This window comes from Alteromonas gracilis (assembly GCF_036870955.2).
Taxonomy (GTDB): Bacteria; Pseudomonadota; Gammaproteobacteria; order Enterobacterales; family Alteromonadaceae; genus Alteromonas; species Alteromonas gracilis_A.
Genome location: NZ_CP145482.2, coordinates 2392196 through 2410329, shown reverse-complemented (window position 1 = coordinate 2410329; position 18134 = coordinate 2392196). Strand labels below are relative to the sequence as shown.

Here is an 18134-nt window from a genome sequence, read left to right as displayed (position 1 = left end):
TATGCTTGAAATAACGTATTCTAACGCCATCTCGTCAACAATCCTAATGACATTGTATTGGAATGACAAAAAAGAAACACTCTGCCAGCAGTAAACGCTGGTTACAAGAACATGTCAGCGACCATTATGTGCAAAAAGCACAAAAGGAAGGCTGGCGCTCGCGAGCTATCTACAAACTGGAAGAAATCCAGAAAAAAGATAAGCTTATAAAACCTGGAATGACACTTGTTGACCTTGGTGCCGCGCCTGGTGGCTGGTCTCAACTGGCAGCGCGACTTGTTGGCGACAATGGACAAGTTATCGCGTGTGATATTTTGCCTATGGATCCCATCGTCGGAGTAGACTTTTTACAAGGAGACTTCAGAGAAGATGCGGTTCTTGATGCACTGTTGAACAGAATCGGTGGGAACACCGTAGATATAGTGTTGTCTGATATGGCACCGAACTTGGCGGGAAATGCTTCTGTTGACCAATCACGCTCTATGTACCTTTGCGAACTAGCGCTTGATATGTGTCATCAAGTATTGAAGCCAGGCGGGTCATTCGTCATAAAAGTCTTTCAAGGTGAAGGGTTCGTTGAGTACATGAATGCACTCAAACAATCGTTTACCACAATAAAGACACGCAAGCCAGACTCGTCGAGATCACGTTCTCGTGAGGTGTATTTGGTGGCTTGTGGGTATAAAGTGTAGTAGGCTTGAGTTAAGCGTTTTTCGTTGCGAACGAGTCTGGTTGTTCAGTAATCAAGTTGCTGAAAAACACAGCAGTTCGGGTTTATAGAGGTTAGTAGCATTGAGCGATATGGCAAAAAATTTAATCTTATGGTTAGTCATCGCCGTTGTTTTGATGTCGGTTTTTCAGAGCTTTTCACCGAGTGAATCAGCTCGCTCACAAACTGACTACACAACGTTTTTGAGAGAAGCAGAACAGGGAAATATTCGTGAAGTTCGTATAAATAATAGCGGCGAAATTCGCGGTACGAAGCGTTCAGGTGAAACTTTCCAAACCAACGTGCCTTATTTTGATGACAAGTTGATTTCTGACTTGGTAAAGAATGACGTAAGGGTATACGGTGAACCACCAGAAGAGCAGTCTCTTCTGACATCGATTTTCATTTCATGGTTCCCAATGTTGTTGCTTATTGGTGTGTGGATTTTCTTCATGCGTCAGATGCAAGGCGGCGGCGGTCGCGGCGCGATGTCTTTTGGTAAAAGCAAAGCGCGCTTGTTGGGTGAAGATCAAATCAAAGTGACATTCGCTGACGTTGCAGGGTGCGATGAGGCGAAAGAGGATGTGTCTGAATTAGTTGATTTCCTTCGCGACCCGTCAAAATTTCAAAAGCTTGGGGGTAAAATTCCTAAAGGCGTACTAATGGTAGGTCCTCCAGGTACAGGTAAAACGCTACTTGCAAAAGCCATTGCGGGTGAAGCAAAAGTGCCTTTCTTTTCAATTTCGGGATCTGATTTCGTAGAAATGTTTGTGGGTGTTGGTGCATCTCGTGTTCGCGATATGTTTGAACAAGCAAGAAAAGCTGCACCTTGTATCATATTTATCGATGAGATCGATGCGGTGGGTCGTCAGCGTGGCGCCGGACTTGGCGGCGGACACGATGAGCGCGAGCAGACGCTGAACCAGATGCTTGTGGAAATGGATGGTTTTGAAGGTCACGAAGGCATTATTGTCATTGCTGCGACTAACCGTCCTGACGTACTAGACCCTGCATTACTTCGTCCAGGCCGTTTCGACCGTCAAGTTGTGGTTGGTCTTCCAGATATTCGTGGTCGTGAGCAAATTCTTAAGGTACATATTCGCAAGGTACCCGTTGCCGACAACGTCGACCCGTCGCTTATAGCGCGCGGAACGCCTGGTTTCTCAGGTGCAGACCTTGCCAACCTTGTTAATGAGGCGGCACTGTTTGCGGCACGTGGAAACAAACGTCTTGTTTCTATGGAAGAGTTTGAAAAAGCGAAAGATAAAATCATGATGGGCGCCGAGCGCAAATCTATGGTTATGTCGGAAGAGGAAAAAACTAACACGGCGTATCACGAGGCAGGTCATGCCATTGTGGGTCGTTTAGTGCCAGAACACGATCCAGTATATAAAGTGTCTATTATCCCTCGAGGTCGCGCTTTGGGTGTGACTATGTATCTTCCAGAGCAAGATAAGTATAGCCAGAGCAAGCAGGCATTGGAGAGCATGATCTCGAGCTTGTACGGCGGGCGTATCGCAGAAGAGATGACATTAGGTAGTGCTGGGGTGACGACAGGTGCGTCTAATGATATTGAGCGAGCATCGAGCATTGCACGTAAGATGGTTACTCAGTGGGGTCTGTCAGATAAAATGGGTCCATTACTTTACGCTGAAGAAGAAGGCGAAGTATTCATGGGGCGCGGTACATCTAACTCGATTCGTATGTCTAACCAAACAGCGTTAGCTATCGATGAAGAGGTTAAAGACATCATTAACCGCAACTATCAACGCGCTAAGACCATTTTGGAAGAGAATGTTGATATTCTCGAGGCGATGAAAGATGCGCTTATGAAATATGAAACCATCGATGCAAAACAAATTGATGATTTGATGAACCGTACTGAAGTTCGCCCACCAGCTGATTGGGATGACAGCCGTCCAACGGGTGGTGACAAGCCAAATGGTGGTTCGCCTGTTCGAGAAGGTGATATTAAAGGTGATGGTGTAGACAAGCCATCAGTGGGCAAGCCTGGTGATATTCCAAGCTAGCCAACTCTCTTAGTCAAAAAACGCCAGTTTTACTGGCGTTTTTTTATTTTCGCCTGACAAATTTTACTGATTACGGCATAGATTTTTGCCTCTTTAGAATATGGCTTAAGGCGAGTTTTCATTTTAATATTGTAATTTTTATTGTGAATTGACCATGCAGTTTGGTAACCACTATATCGACCTATCTGAACCCCGCGTTATGGGCATTTTAAACGTAACACCTGATTCCTTTTCTGATGGTGGTCAGCATGCCACCACCCAACTTGCAGTAAATCATGCATTAGAAATGATTGAGCATGGAGCGACATTTATCGATGTCGGCGGCGAGTCTACAAGACCCGGGGCACCGGATGTATCGCTTCAAGAAGAACTTGATAGAACCATCCCAGTTATTGAAGCAATAGCAGAAAACAGTGAATGTGTTATTTCTATTGACACCAGTAAAGCTGAAGTGATGACGGAAGCGGTGAGAGCTTATGCTGGCCTTATTAATGATGTTCGTGCACTTCAAGCGCCTGGGGCGCTTAACGCCGCAGTGGATGCAAAAGTTCCGGTGTGTTTGATGCATATGAAAGGCGAACCGCGCACAATGCAGCAAAACCCTAGCTATGTAAATGTTGTGGCTGAAGTATCAGAGTTCTTATCAACCCGTGTTGCGACATGTATACAAGCTGGTATTCCAAAAGAACAGATAATCATCGACCCCGGTTATGGTTTTGGCAAAACACTGGAACACAACTATTCACTTGTAAAGTATCTGCCAAATATAATGGCGCTAGGCTATCCAGTGTTAGCTGGTATGTCTCGTAAATCAATGATTGGCAATCTGCTTGACAGAAAAGTTGATGAACGCTTGGCGGGAAGTATTTGCCTCGCTACAATTGTGGCTCAAATGGGCGCTCAAATAATACGCGTACACGATGTTAAAGAAACTGCCGACGCAGTAAATATCGTAAAAATGCTGAATACACTCTAATAAGGAAGAATAATGACTCAGCGCAAATATTTCGGCACTGACGGTATCCGTGGCAAAGTTGGTGAAAGTGATATCAACCCAGAATTCGTGACCAAACTGGGTTGGGCGGCAGGAAAGGTGCTTGCTGGAAGAGGCACAAATAAAGTGCTTATAGGAAAGGACACACGTATATCTGGCTACATGCTAGAGTCGTGCCTTGAGGCTGGTCTTTCTGCCGCAGGTATAGATATTGGCCTTCTAGGCCCTATGCCAACACCTAAGCTATTGCGTATCTTACCAAAACGTTTCGTTCGGAAGCAGGGATTGTGATAAGTGCATCGCACAACCCATTTTATGATAACGGAATAAAGTTCTTTTCTGCGCAAGGGTTTAAGTTAGATGACGACATTGAGCTTGCTATAGAAGACATGCTTGAGCGTCCTATGACATGTGTTGCATCTGATAAGTTGGGTAAGGCGGTCCGTATCAATGATGCCGCTGGCCGATATATCGAATTCTGTAAAGGGACTTTCCCTTCTGAGCTGTCACTGACGGGCTTAAAAATTGTTGTCGATTGTGCTCACGGTGCCACCTACCATATTGCGCCCAACGTACTTCGTGAACTGGGCGCTACGGTGATTGAGCTTGGCACTGCGCCTAATGGTCTTAATATCAACGAAGGTGTAGGCGCAACGGCAATGGACAATATTGTCGCTAAAGTAAAAGAAACGGGGGCAGACCTTGGTTTTGCGCTAGACGGCGATGGTGACTTATTAATGATGGTCGACCACTTAGGTAATGTATTAGATGGCGACCAAATAGTTTACATCATTGCACGCGACGCACTGAAAAATGGCAAGATGCAAGGTGGTGTAGTCGGTACGCTAATGAGTAATTTAGGGTTAGAGAATGCGCTAAGCAAGTTGGGCGTGCCTTTTGCTCGAAGTAACGTTGGCGACAGATATGTTATGGAGTTGCTCCAGCAAAAAGGTTGGGCAATTGGCGGTGAAAACTCAGGTCACGTGCTAAATCTGAATATGTGCTCAACAGGTGATGGCATTGTAGCTGGCCTTCAGGTATTAGCTGCGATGCTGCGTTCTCACATGGATCTTCATGATTTATCGAGCGGTTTTGAAATGTACCCGCAAACACTTATCAATGTGAGGTATAAAAACCAAGATACCGATTACTTGGCGCATGAGCAGGTACAAATGTCGAAAAAGGAAGCGGAATCCGCTCTTGGCAAAACGGGTCGGGTTTTACTTCGCAAGAGTGGGACAGAACCTTTGATACGCGTTATGGTTGAATCCAACGATGAACAGCAATCTGCCAAATGGGCGGAGCATATTGCTGAAACTGTTCGTAATCTCGCCAATTAGTTGGCATAGCTGGATTTTTCGCTTTTTGTGCTTGTAACTTATCAATTAAATAGTTAATATCACGCCCGCTTAAAAGACAGGGCTAAGGTCTACGTTGTGAGTAAAATCGAAAGACAGCCTTTTGTGGCTGGCAATTGGAAAATGAACGGAAGTGTGGCATTAGCGGCTGACTTCAACCAAAAGCTCGCGGACTTATCATCGCGCGCTCAAGTTGTTATTTGCACGCCATCTGTGTTGATTCACGCGCTTGATAAATCGCATTTTTCTGTTGGTGCTCAAAACGTAAGTCATTTAGACAACGGAGCTCACACTGGTGAGTTGTCAGTTGATATGTTGAAAGAAGCGGGCTGTGAGTATGCTATTGTAGGCCACTCTGAGCGAAGAGAAGACCAAGGTGAATCAAATCACCTAGTAGCACAGAAAGCACAAAAGTGTGTGCGCTCTGGCCTAACGCCAATCATATGTGTTGGCGAGCCTTTGGAAGTAAGAGAGGCAGGGCAGGTAGAGTCTTTCGTTACAGAGCAGTTAGACGCATTAACATCAGTGATGACAGTTGCTGAACTTAAGCAAAGCGTAGTTGCATACGAGCCGATTTGGGCTATCGGGACGGGCAAAACTGCAACCCCGGAACAAGCGCAAGACGTTCACGAATTTATCCGCGGATACTTTAGTAAAGTAGACGCAGAATTGGCGCAAGGCCTTCGTATTTTGTACGGTGGTAGTGTTAAGCCGGACAACGCGGCAACGCTGTTTTCCCAGCAAGATGTCGATGGTGGCTTAATTGGCGGTGCCAGTTTAAAAGCTGAAGATTTTATTTCAATTTGCCAAGCGGCAAACTGACGAGGTATTTATGATTTACGAAGTGCTTTTAGTAGCATACCTAATTGTTGCACTTTTGCTGATTGGATTTGTTCTTATCCAGCAAGGTAAGGGTGCCGATATGGGCGCTTCATTTGGTTCTGGTGGTTCAAATACAGTATTTGGTTCTTCTGGTTCTGGTAATTTTATGACGCGCACCACCGCTATTTTAGCAGGTTTGTTTTTCTTTATTAGTCTTACACTAGGCGCGATGACAGCAAACCGCGAAAGCGCTCAAGATGAGTGGGAAAACCTTGAAGTACCTGCTGCGGTTGAGTCGTCGATTGAAGTGCCAGCAGATCAGGACGTTCCAATGGCCGTTGAAGCGCAATCAGACGTACCTGCTATGACTAACGAAGACTCTGACGTTCCAAAGTCAGACGACGGTAACGAATAAAACGTTTTTGCGGAAGTGGTGGAATTGGTAGACACGCCATCTTGAGGGGGTGGTGAGCATAGCTCGTGCGGGTTCAAGTCCCGCTTTCCGCACCAAATAGAAAACCGTAGCAGCAGCTACGGTTTTTTTTTGGGCTTAAATTCGCTTCCAAAGGCTTTGTGCCTCAAATTGCTGTGTCAGTCAGACTTTTTTTCGGCTAAGTAAGGATACTGCATACTCATTGTGGGTGTAGGTTCATTCATGTAGCTGGCGAAGCAACTCAAAAATAGAACAATAGTAGAGCACTAAAGCGAAATAAGTAGCGAAACAAGTAACTCAATAGGCAGCCCGCTAGTCGCGTAGTTTGGTAAGAAAAGTCTTAGATTACTATCTGACAGAAGCATTTATGTGCATGTGAAGCGTGAATAGAAAGGGGAGATATTTGAGTTGTTTATGTTCCGTGACGTTAAACTATGTACAGCCCTATCTTTTATAAAAAGATACTTTGTTTCTGCCGCTTCTTTTAGATTCATATAGAGCAAGGTCAGCATTAGCTAGATGCTTTGACAACTGGGTTTTTGCTTCGCCCTCTGTAATCCCAAAACTGGCTGTAAACTTAATCTCGCCAGCCTCAGTTTTAACCGTACAGCGTTCAATTTGAGCCCTCGCGTTTTCAATAAGCCTCAGGCAATCATCTGGATGGATTGCAGGTATTAACAAAACAAATTCTTCACCACCCCAACGGCATACTGTATCGCCACGACGAAGCGTTTGCTTTAGTACTGCCGATGCTGCCTTTAACACTTCATCTCCCGCATTATGGCCATGCTGATCGTTAATTTGTTTGAAGTGGTCAAGGTCTACCATAACAACGCAAACCGTTGCAGCCCTTTTGCGCAATCGCTGGTAACGTTTTTGGAGGTAGTTTCGGTTGGATAAACCGGTAAGCGTATCCACTTCCATGCGCTTTTCAAGTTTGCGGCTATACGTTATGAAAGCAAGAAATACTCCGGTAATCACCACAATAATTACCGACGAGGCAAGCAGGGCATTTACCGCAAATGTCTGGGTGAGTTTTGCCTGGCGCGCTTCAAGAGGGGTGAGCAATAACAGGCGCCAGTTCAACTGAGGAATGTTAACTTCTGATATCAACACTTCATTATCATTGTGATTAACGATGACATTGTTTAAATCATCTATATCAAGCGAAGTATCTTCAAACCATTCAATGCTGCTAAGCGCGGGAACAAACTCATCAGTTACAATAAAGTCTGGCACAGATGACAAAAGCACTTGATTATTTTCATCTACAAATAAAAACTCGTAGCCGTATTGCTTTTGATAGTCTGTAAGTGTTTCTACAAATGATTTTATAGGTTTACCAACACCAACGAACCCCAAGAACTCTCCGCTATCGCTGTAAATTTTCACATCAAAAAACAAGTGAACATTGCCGACTTGCCCGAGGTCCGCCAATATGCGCTTATCAGTATTTAATGCTTCAAAGTACCAATAAACTTTACCCTCAATAAGGTCAAATACTCGGCCGTCTGACATAAGTTGACGACGCTGTTTTTCTAGTGCAACAAAGAAGATAAGACCTAGTCTTTGTTCCATTCGCGCTAATCTTTCGAGCAAGAATGCCTCATCAATGTTGTTATCAAGCAATTGCTCAAAGGTAATGGTTTCGGCGAATGTCTCAGCGATATTAAGTGGTTTTAATAATTCCTGGTTGACCAAGGAATAGACAGGACTGATAGCCTGTTGTTGAATGCGGCTTTGCTCAGATACAATGTTGTTAATTGCAATGTAACCTGTGATAGCGAACACAGATAATAAGGTAAGCAGAATTAAAATAAGTAAGCTTTGGTAATGCTTACCACTGAGCAATTTGAACATCTGGACCTCTACGCAGTACCCCAAAGGCAGCGGTTATAATAGTATCAGATTTCATTTAGCAAGTGCGTAACAAATGCTCTATTTTGAAAAATGGAGCTGAACATCCAAGCGTGAGCGGTAAAAAATAGCACAACGTGTCTGGCAATTTGTAACAAAGCTTTAAAATTCTGAAAATACAGCGTGTTAGTACTGTCCGAAACATTTAGAATCGGCTATTCTTCTATTTATCGGTTTGTATTGCAAACAAAAACAAGATGCATCGAGAGGCGCTATAGTGCAGAAAACGCTAAGTCAAAGCTTATTTCAAACACTGTTTTTGGGTATCGTCATTGCCTCGTTGTTAATAATCGGTGCCGTTTGGAAATCGGCAAATTCTTTCGTTGTAGAAAATATCGATCAGGATATCGCACTGGCCGAAAAAGTATTCGATAAAGTTGTTGATGACCGACAAGAAGTGATTCGCAATGTCTCCAATGTGTTATCGCGCTCTTTTGATTTTAGACGTGCTGTTGGCACTGAAGACCTTCCCTCTATTAATGCTGCTTTTACCAGTTATGCCAATCGTTTAAATACCGATATTATTGCACTGGTTAGCCTGGATCACACGGTGGTTGTGTCTCACTCGTCATTGTTCGAAGAAGGACAGCAGCTTGAAAGTACACTAAAACTCGCGGCGAAGGGAGTAGATAGCGGCTTTTTCGTTGTGAACAATCAATTGCTTCAGCTTAATTTGTATCGTGTTGAAATACCTACGTTGCGTTATTACATGATTATCGGCGTAGAGTTTGATCAAGAGTTGTTATATGAGCTGAAGTCACTGGTAGATGCAGATATCATCATCTCTGAGATATCAACGGCGAACATACTAAACACTACGCTCGATAACGAGATAGCGCGCGATGTTCTTGCATCCAAAGGCGACCCATCATGGTTAGAAGTAACGTTCGGGAACGAGCACAAATATTTTGCCCGTACGGTTAATCTTTCTTCTGAGATAAGTCTACCTGTGAACATTACCTTGGCGGTGGACACTTCAGTGTCGTTTGACGCGTTCACAAGTATTCAAATTACCATTTTAGCTTTTACTGTAATTGCTATTCTCATTGCGTTGGCATTATCAATGTTACTTTCTAGAAACGTGAGTAAACCAGTCTCAAACCTCGTTGCTGCAGTGAATAAAGTCGCGTCAGGCACCTATGGTGCAACGCTTGATAACCCATCAAAACTAAAAGAGATATCTGAGTTGGCGAATGCAGTGGATAGCATGCAAGCCAGCATTAAGAGTCGTGAAAAACATATTCGCTACCAAGCACAGCATGATGTATTGACTGGCCTCTACAATCGCAACTATGTTGAAGATTACTTTGAGAACCAGATGGCCGAAAATAATAATGTACAGGTCATTGCGATAACGGTGTTGGGTTTTAGAACCATCAACGACCTGTATGGCTACTCGAACGGAGACAATACGCTTAAGACGCTTGCCGTAAGATTGCAGCGATGGCCTGGAGTTTCGGCGCGGTTGGCTGGCGGCGAGATTCTTTACATTACGCATGAGGCGCTCAATAACGACCAACTTGAAACGCTGAAGCATATTTTGGAACAACCCGTTGAAAGTAACCTAATTGCAATTCCAGTTAAAGTTGCCATGGCAATAATTAATTGCCCCTTAGATGCGTCGTCATCTGAAGAGCTGTTTAGAAAAATGAATATCGTTACCGATGAAGCCATTCACACAGGAGATTGGTGTGTTAATTATCGACCAGAGCTTGAGGATAAGTACACAAGACGACTTTCTATAACAACGGAACTAAAACGCGCATTGGCTAGCCAGCAAGATGAGCTGTCTATGGTTTATCAGCCGAAAGTTGACCTTGCTTCCATGAAGGTATCAAGCATGGAAGCGCTGATCCGCTGGAACAATAGTCTGTTGGGTTTCGTGCCGCCTGATGAGTTTATTACTATCGCAGAGCAAGCTGGGTTAATTGAACAAGTCACCACTTGGGTAATGCAACAGACAATTACTGATTTAGCGTACTTCCGTGAAAAGGGCTACGATTTTACAGTAGCGATGAATTTGTCAACGCAAGACATTCAGAACAAGGTGTTACTGAATAAGCTAGTTGCCAAACTCAATGAAAAAGGGCTATCGCCAGAGGCTCTCGAGCTAGAGATTACGGAAAGCGATCTCGTTGCTGACGCCACGCTTGCAATAGAGAACTTGTCTGAACTCACCGCACGTGGGTTTCATTTTGCTATTGATGACTTTGGAACGGGTTATTCATCGCTGGCTTATCTTAAGAATCTCCCTGTAAAAACTATCAAGATTGACAAGAGCTTTATTCTTTCACTTGCGAGCGATGATAATGATCAGCAAATTGTCCATACCGTGCTTCGCTTAGCGAACGCTTTTAACTTAAAGGTTGTCGCTGAGGGTGTTGAAGACCAGGCGTCTTTAGAGATTTTGAGAGAGTGGGGATGCGACGTCGTTCAAGGCTACTTTATAAGTAGGCCACTTAAGCTGAGTGACCTTGAGACATGGCTACAAAATACACCTTATGGCGCATAGCAATAGCCGAATTTTCGTTTTACAGTGCTAGTTAAGGTCACAGAAACAAGTGACTGTATGGCATCAACAGTGTGGCCCATACAATTGTAAGAGTTGGCACTCTTAGTGCATTGTTTTAATACTGAGTATTAACGGGTAAAGTCAATCGTGTTGATTCACGCTGGCGATGTTCTAGAAAACGTTGAATTAAAAAGGGATGTGTTATGGATATAATTCGTATTTTGCTGTCAATTTTATTACCACCGCTAGGTGTATTTTTACAAGTCGGTATTGGCGCGCAGTTCTGGATAAATATTTTACTTACTATTTTAGGGTATTTCCCGGGTGTTATTCACGCGGTTTACATTATTGCCAAAAAGTAGTTTAAGTAAAAATTGTCTATTACGACAAAGCATAGTGGAAGGTTTTACATAAAAAATGCCAACATGATATTTCATGTTGGCATTTTTCTTATCGCTTCTTTTTGTCACTAAAGGACATTACGTAATAGTTGTAACGTAAGGTGAAAAGCACATTTACGCTGTTTCAGTCGCTGATGCCACCGACGTTTTCATTTCATCTCTATAACCATCAGCAAGTGTCGACTTCTGACGGTCGTTTAACACCTTACCTGCGACCTGAAAGAACTCTTGTTCTTCATCAGCAAGATGGTGTTCCACTTTATCCTGTAAGTTCTTCAAATGTCGCAACCAAGCTGGGGAGCTCATGTCGGTGTCATCTAGTTTTTCCAGTAACTCGTCAATTTCATGATGTTCAGCGATACCATGTCGTGTAAGGTCAACCGTTGCATCTTTCTCTAAAAGTTGAGAATAAAAATAACGCTCTTCAGCCACAGCGTGACTTTCTAACTGAACCTTCAGCTCTTCATAATACTCTCTTCTTGCTGCTGTATTACCGCTGGTTTCAGCAAGTATCTTAAGTAACAAGCGTTGTTTTTCGTGGTCTTGTCGAAGTGCTTCAAAAATTTGCATCTTTCAATCCTCAGGTTTTCTAAATACACCAAGCAGAGATGCGAGAACCGTTCCAACTGTAAATTTTTAATTAACGCTATGATATATATGATATTTTTAGCTTTATACATCAAATCAATAAAGCATGCTAACGCTGATTGTGACCAGAAAAGAGAAAATCTTACATAAGCAGGAGTGAATAATTCACACCTGTAGCTGAGCAAGGGGTTATATCCCTTGCGCTACCATAGCATCAGCAAGCCTTCTAAATGCCGCAATGTTGGCGCCTTTCATATAGTTGATGTAATCGTCGCCATTTTCTTTTCCTTCTGCAACACAAAGGCTGTGGATATGTTTCATGATGTCGTTAAGCTCCTCGTCGAGCAATTTTGGGTCGCGCTGGCTAAACATGGCATTTTGAGACATTTCTAGCCCTGATAGCGCCACGCCTCCCGCGTTAGATGCTTTTCCTGGCACATAAGTTATCCGATGTTTTGAAAACAGGCTTTGTGCTTTGTTCGTACATGGCATATTGGCGCCTTCTAGTACCATAGTACAACCGTTCTCTATCAATGCTTCGGCATCTGTCTCATGGAGTTCGTTCTGCGTTGCACAGGGAAGGGCAATATCACAGGGAAGATTCCACGGTGTTTTGTTTTCATGCCACTGACCCATTTTTTTGCTGTCCATATCGCGTAAGATATTGTCGCTAGCAGTGTGTTGTTCTATCGCATAGTTAATGTCTGACTCGCTTAATCCAGCTTCATTATGAAGTAGCCCTCGGCTGTTCGATAGACTAATGACTTTTGCGCCCTTTTGAGTGGCCTTGAGCGCAGCATGAAGCGCTACATTACCCGCGCCTGATACAACAACCGTTTTACCCTCAATGTGCGTGTCGTGTTCAGCGCAAACCGCATCCAGAAAGTACACTAGACCAAAGCCTGTCGCCTCTGTGCGGACATAACTGCCACCGAACTCAAGTCCTTTCCCAGTCAGTACGCCTTCAAACTTATTGTTCAAACGTCGGTACTCACCATAAAGGTATCCTATTTCCCTGGCGCCTACATTAATATCGCCCGCAGGCACATCGGTGTTCGCTCCTATATGGCGTTGCAGTTCGCGCATGAATGCTTGGCAAAAGAGCATGATGTCGCGGTCGCTTCTTCCCCGTGGGTTAAAGTCGGACCCACCCTTACCTCCGCCCATTGGAAGCCCCGTCAGTGCGTTTTTGAAGCATTGTTCAAATGCAAGGAATTTCAGAACAGACACATTGACAGAAGGATGAAAGCGCAAACCGCCTTTATACGGACCCATATTAGAATTATGTTGTACCCGCCAACCTTGGTTAACTTCAACATCACCATCGCTGTTTGACCAAGAAATCGTGAAGTAGATAATACGTTCAGGCAAACACAGGCGACGCACAACATCAAAGGCTTTGTATTGTTCATTCGCATTATAAATAGGAACAATATCATGCAGTACTTCGTGTACCGCTTGTAAATACTCTTTTTCGTTGCCAAAGCGCGTTGCTAAAAATTGATAAATTTCATCAAAGTTACTGAGTTGTTTCATCTAATCCGTGCTCCTGTTGAATCATACTACTTAATACTTTCAAGCTTTTCGGGAGAGATTTGATATGAATTGAATCGCTCTCAAAAATCTCTCCATCTACTGCGTATGGGATCGTTGTGTCGAAGGTTAATGTGATTGACGACCCTTGTGCGTGTTTTATCGTTTCACTATGTTTTTTCGCACTAGAAGGGCTAAAAGCAAGTTCTGCTAACGTGAGAAACTGGCGGTCAGCATCGGGGTGGGGCGTAAGCCATGTTAAGTCTAATTTACCATCGGTAACATCAGGTGGCTTGGCGCCTTGGGCCAGTACTGTAGTCATCGGTGCTGCATTCGCGACTACAAGACTTGGTGTTTGTAAGGTTGACGCTACTTCATTGTCGATGGCTATTGAAAATGTCATATTTTCATTATTCGAAATGGCATTCCAAAGGCCTTTAAGATAAGCGAACTGTCCACCTTCATCTTTCTCATTACGACTAGCTGCAGATATCATTTGCTCTTCAAAGCCAACTGCTGCTACCAATAGCATGGGGTTTTGGTTGCACATAGCTGTATCAATTAATGCACAGTTACCTTCAATAATGACATCACATGCCGTACTAACAGGCATGACTTTGCTTCGGTATCCATGTAGCACTTGACTTAGCGCATTGGCCGTTCCAAAAGGAATGACACCCATCGTAATATCGCTATTAATTAGCGCACCAGCAACCTCCGTTAACGTTCCGTCGCCGCCGCAAGCAATGATTGTCGTAGCGCCGTCATCTTTGGCTTTTATTGCCAATTTTTTGCCGTCGATATCTGGCGTGGTTTTAAGCACTGTAACGTTAAATTTTTCGTTTAAGCGCGACAGAACCTCATCTTTATGCTGTTCCCATTTTCCGCCACCTGCCACAGGGTTTACTATTAAAGTAAGACGCTGACCTAACGAGAGAAAGCCACCGTCTTTAATCTTTTGTAGTGAGCCCAATTGCCGCTTGTTAAGCCTAGCGGTTTGGCGAATTGCATTTATTTTTTTAAGCGACGCTTCGACTGTAAGTTCAGGGTTCATCGCAAGGAGATATGCCGCGACTACCAATACCGAGCGTCCTCGACCTAAAGCACAGTGAACAACAACATTTTTACCTTCGCTCTGCTGCTGTTTTATCCAATTAATTGCCAGCAACAATTGCTCTTTTGAAGGGCTAGTGTGGTCTAGTACAGGAATGTTCAGATAACGAAAGTCTTGTTGATAGGCAGTCCAATCAAGTCCATCAAATTCAGCCGTCACGTCTAAAATAGCACTAACTTTATTTTCTTGTAGCAGTTCAACGTGTTTTGTAGACATTCGGCACGCAAGAAATAACTTGTCTTCAATTTGTTGAAGAGGAGGTACGCTATCATTTCTGCGCGCGTATTCATTGTAAAGCCAAGAGCCCAATAAAAAGGGGACAAAAATCCATCGAATATATAGCGGAATAGAGCCGTCATCGCGTTTTCGAAATAAGCTTGGATAGTTTAATAGATATGCACTGCTTACTGCGATTAAGGAGAACCCTGTCCATGCTAGTAAAACCGATACTAAAGTATTTGTGCTCGCTACACACAGTGCTAGCGCAATTATTGCACCCAAGACGTAGTACTTAACCATTTTCACGAAAAACAACTCCTTTGCCTTTTATTTACCTTTCTATACGTCAACGTCTGATATTCGTTTACTTCAGTTTTGTTGAGGCTGTTTTTCTGGCAGTGTTTTACTTTCCTGACACAAGTCCAAAAATGAACTAAGCGACGCGTGTTGTCGTATTTGTTGCATTAAACAAAAAACGTCGAATGTAAGCGCGAGCCAGTACGATGAGTAAAAGTGCATCTTTGAAAATATTGAATTTTGTGTGGTTTCAAACTATATGGTGGTTGGTAATTTTGTTTCGTAACGATGCCGTTTTACCCGTGGTAGGCCTTATTTTTCTATGGGTGGTATTTTCTCCAAAACGCGTCCCTGACATTAAACTGATGGCGGTTGTACTTATCTTAGGTACGGTGACCGATGCGCTTCTTACTCTATTTGGCATTTTTATTTTTGATGAAACAAATGCGTTGGTTTCTTTATGGCCTATTCCCATTTGGCTCAGTTTACTTTGGGCGGCATTTGCTTAGTACGGTTTATCACAGCCTAACAATATTTAAGGGAAGAACCCTGCTTGCGGCTTTGGGAGGAGCAGTGTTTGCACCTTTGAGTTATATCGCTGGAGCAAGGTTTGGTGCGGTGGAATTAGGGGTAAGTTTAATGTGGTCTTATATAATCATCGCTATAGTTTGGAGCGTAATATTTCCGCTTTGTTTCTACTTATCGGTGAATTTTGATCGTGTTACAGTGAAGGCTTAAATGCAGGGAGTGATTTGTAATGACAAAAAGTGTACTGGTGACTGGAGGAAATCGCGGTATTGGCCTTGAAATTGTTAGGGGCCTCATGCACAAGGGATATAAAGTGCTCATGGCGTGCAGAGATGAAGAGAGTGGGCATGAAGCAAAAAGCCAAGTCGTCGGCGACGATCTTCATGTAATAGAGATGCCCCTAGATTCGGAAAGTGCCATTGTTGATGCCTATGTTCAGGCTGAAGCGGTGTATGGACCCATCGACATCTTGATCAACAATGCGGCTGTTTTGGACGACACGTACTGGAGAGACGTGAATAGTGAACAGTTTGCGAATTCCATGCAAGTTAATGTCAATGCGCCACTCACATTAATTCAGCAAGCGCTTCCACAGATGATAGAGCGAAAATTTGGGCGGATCGTAAATGTCAGTTCAAGCTGGGGCAGTTTCCACGAGCAGCTGCAAGGGCCACTTTGTTACGCTATTTCTAAAGCGGCATTGAATGCGCTTACCGTAAAGATGGCTGCTGTTATTGATGAAGCGGCGAAAGATGACGATATTGACGTAACCATCAATAGTATGTCGCCTGGATGGGTGCATACCCGTATGGGAGGCGCTGACGCGCCAAAGACCCCAGAGGAGGGTGCTGATACCGTTATTTGGCTGGCAACTCACGAAAAGGGTGGACCCAACGGACAGTTTTTAGCTGAAAGAGCGCAAATTGCTTGGTAGCTACAGCGAAAAGCGCTCTCGTAAAAAATGAGCAATGCCATCATCATCATGGTGGCCAATGATCGATGTAGAGGCGTCTTTTATCATTGGCTTTGCATTATCTGGAGCATACGCCTCGTCAGCGAGTTCGAACATGCTAATATCGTTGTCGCTGTCTCCAAAGCAAATAATGTTGCTGGCGCCTAGTTGAGATTTTAATAGTTCAACAGCGCTGCCTTTATTCGCTAACTTGTGATGGACATCCATCCAACGGTATTCGTCACCCTCAATAGCAGGGCCTGAATAGGCTATCAGGCTGTCATTTGCGTTTAATTCTTGGTACATCGCATAGATGACCTTCGCATCGCCTATCATGCTTATATTGGTTATATGGGCATGTGAAGGAATATGTTCTGCAGGCTTTAGCACTGCCTTAGTGCGAGAGAAGTATTTATCGATGAGGTCGCGCTCTACTCTGTGCATAGGCGCAGAGTGATAAATAACATGGTCATGGTTGGCACTCGTTAAATCTACAGTGTTAATAAAAGGTGTTATGCCATTGTCTTTTGCGCACGCTAAAATCGTATTGACTTCATTTGACGCAAGAAGGTTTTCCAGTGTGAGCGCATTTCCCGTTGGATCCCAAATAGCAACGCCATTGTTATAAATGTGTGGAAGGATAAATGGCGTGTCTTGAATGACATGTTGTGCTGAGTGCATAGTGCGACCAGTTGCTACGGTATACGCAATCCCTCGCTGTGAGAGTAAGCCCAACGTTTCTCTGGTGAAGTTAGAGATTTGTGACGACTTGTTTAAAAGCGTCCCATCGAGGTCAAAGAAGATTAAATCCATAAAAATAAATGCCCGCACCATATGTTATTTATGCAATAACGTATGATACGGGATTACTCGTATATTGTTTACTTTCGATTTAGCACGTCATATCACCTTTTTCACTCTTGGTGCTTGTGGTGTTGTGATAGAGGTATTGGTTGCTATTTGACAGACTCGATGACTCTGCTGGCTTGTTGGTCCAGTAATGTGACGATTTCAGTCGATGATTGCGACTTAGGGATATTGATAACCAAGGCAACTTTTCCATAGCGAACGGCATTTTTTACATTCTGTACTAAATGATCTCTGTCTGGTCTTAATCCAAATAATCCCGCAACAAAGAGCCCTATAAAAATGCCTGGACTGATAAGTGCAATGTACGTAAACATGGTATTTTGTTGCGTTAAGGCTGGTCCAAACTGGGTTAGTAAAAACGCGACAACCATACCAATACCAAGGCCTATGCCACCAAGTACCAAGTGAGACGACCAGAGGCTTTTACCTATTTTGCTGCTGCTTTTTTCGAGCTTTTCGTTAAATCGAGGATCGTGTTTGTCAATAATGTGCATATGGGATTTATCTACCCTTGTCTCGTCACTTACAATGTCCAGCATCTTCTCTGCGCGCTGCTTACTGTCAAAAACCGCGGCTATTTGTAGTTTGCTGCTTGATACGATGGCACCACGTAAGCTCTGTCGTTGTGATGAAACCTGATTATTCATAAGTACACCTTTGCCTTCTCTTTTTAACCTTCAATCTTAAACGTATCTACAAAGGTCTATTCAATTAGTGTTCCTAAATGAGTATGCATTTCTTTTAATGCTTCTAGAAAATCAGTTAGCGCTCAAAAAGTGATGAAAATTGATTTTAACTAACTGTAATTAATGAATTATTTTGGTTTATTAATAACAGTTTAGATTTGTCTTGTTCGT

General features: G+C 43.5%; 16 protein-coding genes, 1 tRNA gene and 1 pseudogene. 12 read left to right on the top strand and 6 right to left on the bottom strand.

The features are described from left to right. Positions 1-62 precede the first annotated feature (62 nt). From rlmE to V6N89_RS11645, 7 genes and pseudogenes are all read left to right on the top strand, one after another. Positions 63-692: a 23S rRNA (uridine(2552)-2'-O)-methyltransferase RlmE gene (gene rlmE, locus V6N89_RS11675; RefSeq protein ID WP_338517684.1), complete on the top strand. Its 630-nt coding sequence runs from the start codon at positions 63-65 to the stop codon at positions 690-692. A 100-nt stretch (positions 693-792) separates the two neighbouring features. Then, a complete protein-coding gene (gene ftsH / locus V6N89_RS11670; RefSeq protein ID WP_338517683.1) occupies positions 793-2739 on the top strand; it encodes an ATP-dependent zinc metalloprotease FtsH in 1947 nt (648 codons plus the stop codon). A gap of 154 nt (positions 2740-2893) precedes the next feature. Next, entirely contained in the window at positions 2894-3715 is an 822-nt protein-coding gene (gene folP / locus V6N89_RS11665; protein ID WP_346992720.1) for a dihydropteroate synthase, read from the top strand. A 12-nt stretch (positions 3716-3727) separates the two neighbouring features. Continuing rightward, a pseudogene (gene glmM / locus V6N89_RS11660) lies at positions 3728-5073 on the top strand (phosphoglucosamine mutase). Between the two features lie 96 nt (positions 5074-5169). Next, entirely contained in the window at positions 5170-5913 is a 744-nt protein-coding gene (tpiA, locus tag V6N89_RS11655; RefSeq protein ID WP_338517681.1) for a triose-phosphate isomerase, read from the top strand. Between the two features lie 10 nt (positions 5914-5923). Beyond that, positions 5924-6328, top strand: coding sequence for a preprotein translocase subunit SecG (gene secG, locus V6N89_RS11650; protein ID WP_338517680.1), 405 nt, complete (start codon positions 5924-5926; stop codon positions 6326-6328). A gap of 9 nt (positions 6329-6337) precedes the next feature. Beyond that, positions 6338-6423, top strand: a tRNA-Leu gene (locus V6N89_RS11645). Between the two features lie 367 nt (positions 6424-6790). Here the strand turns inward: V6N89_RS11645 and V6N89_RS11640 are convergent. Further along, positions 6791-8206 carry a sensor domain-containing diguanylate cyclase gene (locus V6N89_RS11640; protein ID WP_338517679.1) on the bottom strand — a complete coding sequence of 472 codons (1416 nt, stop codon included), beginning with the start codon at positions 8204-8206 and terminating at the stop codon, positions 6791-6793. A gap of 274 nt (positions 8207-8480) precedes the next feature. Between V6N89_RS11640 and V6N89_RS11635 the strand changes: the two genes are divergently transcribed. After that, the gene (locus V6N89_RS11635) at positions 8481-10775 is read left to right on the top strand and encodes an EAL domain-containing protein (protein ID WP_338517678.1); all 2295 of its coding nucleotides are present in this window, start codon (positions 8481-8483) and stop codon (positions 10773-10775) included. 203 nt (positions 10776-10978) lie between these two features. Further along, positions 10979-11137, top strand: coding sequence for a YqaE/Pmp3 family membrane protein (locus V6N89_RS11630; protein WP_338517677.1), 159 nt, complete (start codon positions 10979-10981; stop codon positions 11135-11137). A gap of 153 nt (positions 11138-11290) precedes the next feature. Here V6N89_RS11630 and V6N89_RS11625 read toward each other — a convergent pair whose 3' ends face one another. The 3 genes from V6N89_RS11625 to V6N89_RS11615 all read right to left on the bottom strand — a co-directional run bounded on the left by V6N89_RS11625 (position 11291) and on the right by V6N89_RS11615 (position 14936). After that, a complete protein-coding gene (locus tag V6N89_RS11625; protein ID WP_338517676.1) occupies positions 11291-11746 on the bottom strand; it encodes a hemerythrin domain-containing protein in 456 nt (151 codons plus the stop codon). Between the two features lie 207 nt (positions 11747-11953). Then, positions 11954-13300 carry an NADP-specific glutamate dehydrogenase gene (gene gdhA, locus V6N89_RS11620; RefSeq protein WP_338517675.1) on the bottom strand — a complete coding sequence of 449 codons (1347 nt, stop codon included), beginning with the start codon at positions 13298-13300 and terminating at the stop codon, positions 11954-11956. Then, entirely contained in the window at positions 13284-14936 is a 1653-nt protein-coding gene (locus V6N89_RS11615) for a diacylglycerol kinase family protein (RefSeq protein ID WP_338517674.1), read from the bottom strand. Before V6N89_RS11615 ends, gdhA begins: the two co-directional genes overlap by 17 nt. A gap of 215 nt (positions 14937-15151) precedes the next feature. Between V6N89_RS11615 and V6N89_RS11610 the strand changes: the two genes are divergently transcribed. Genes V6N89_RS11610 through V6N89_RS11600 form a run of 3 tightly spaced genes read left to right on the top strand, consistent with a single transcriptional unit; the run spans position 15152 to position 16389 of the window. Further along, positions 15152-15436 carry a DUF2878 family protein gene (locus tag V6N89_RS11610; RefSeq protein ID WP_338517673.1) on the top strand — a complete coding sequence of 95 codons (285 nt, stop codon included), beginning with the start codon at positions 15152-15154 and terminating at the stop codon, positions 15434-15436. Beyond that, positions 15327-15665, top strand: a complete 339-nt coding sequence (locus V6N89_RS11605; RefSeq protein ID WP_338517672.1) for a DUF2878 family protein — start codon at positions 15327-15329, stop codon at positions 15663-15665. The genes V6N89_RS11610 and V6N89_RS11605 overlap by 110 nt, the downstream gene beginning before the upstream one ends. A 19-nt stretch (positions 15666-15684) precedes the next feature. Continuing rightward, the gene (locus tag V6N89_RS11600) at positions 15685-16389 is read left to right on the top strand and encodes an SDR family NAD(P)-dependent oxidoreductase (protein ID WP_338517671.1); all 705 of its coding nucleotides are present in this window, start codon (positions 15685-15687) and stop codon (positions 16387-16389) included. Here the strand turns inward: V6N89_RS11600 and V6N89_RS11595 are convergent, their stop codons facing one another. Both V6N89_RS11595 and V6N89_RS11590 read right to left on the bottom strand, forming a co-directional pair. Beyond that, entirely contained in the window at positions 16390-17220 is an 831-nt protein-coding gene (locus V6N89_RS11595; protein ID WP_338517670.1) for an HAD family hydrolase, read from the bottom strand. It abuts the gene before it with no gap. 143 nt (positions 17221-17363) lie between these two features. Then, positions 17364-17924: a hypothetical protein gene (locus V6N89_RS11590; RefSeq protein WP_338517669.1), complete on the bottom strand. Its 561-nt coding sequence runs from the start codon at positions 17922-17924 to the stop codon at positions 17364-17366. Positions 17925-18134 lie beyond the last annotated feature (210 nt).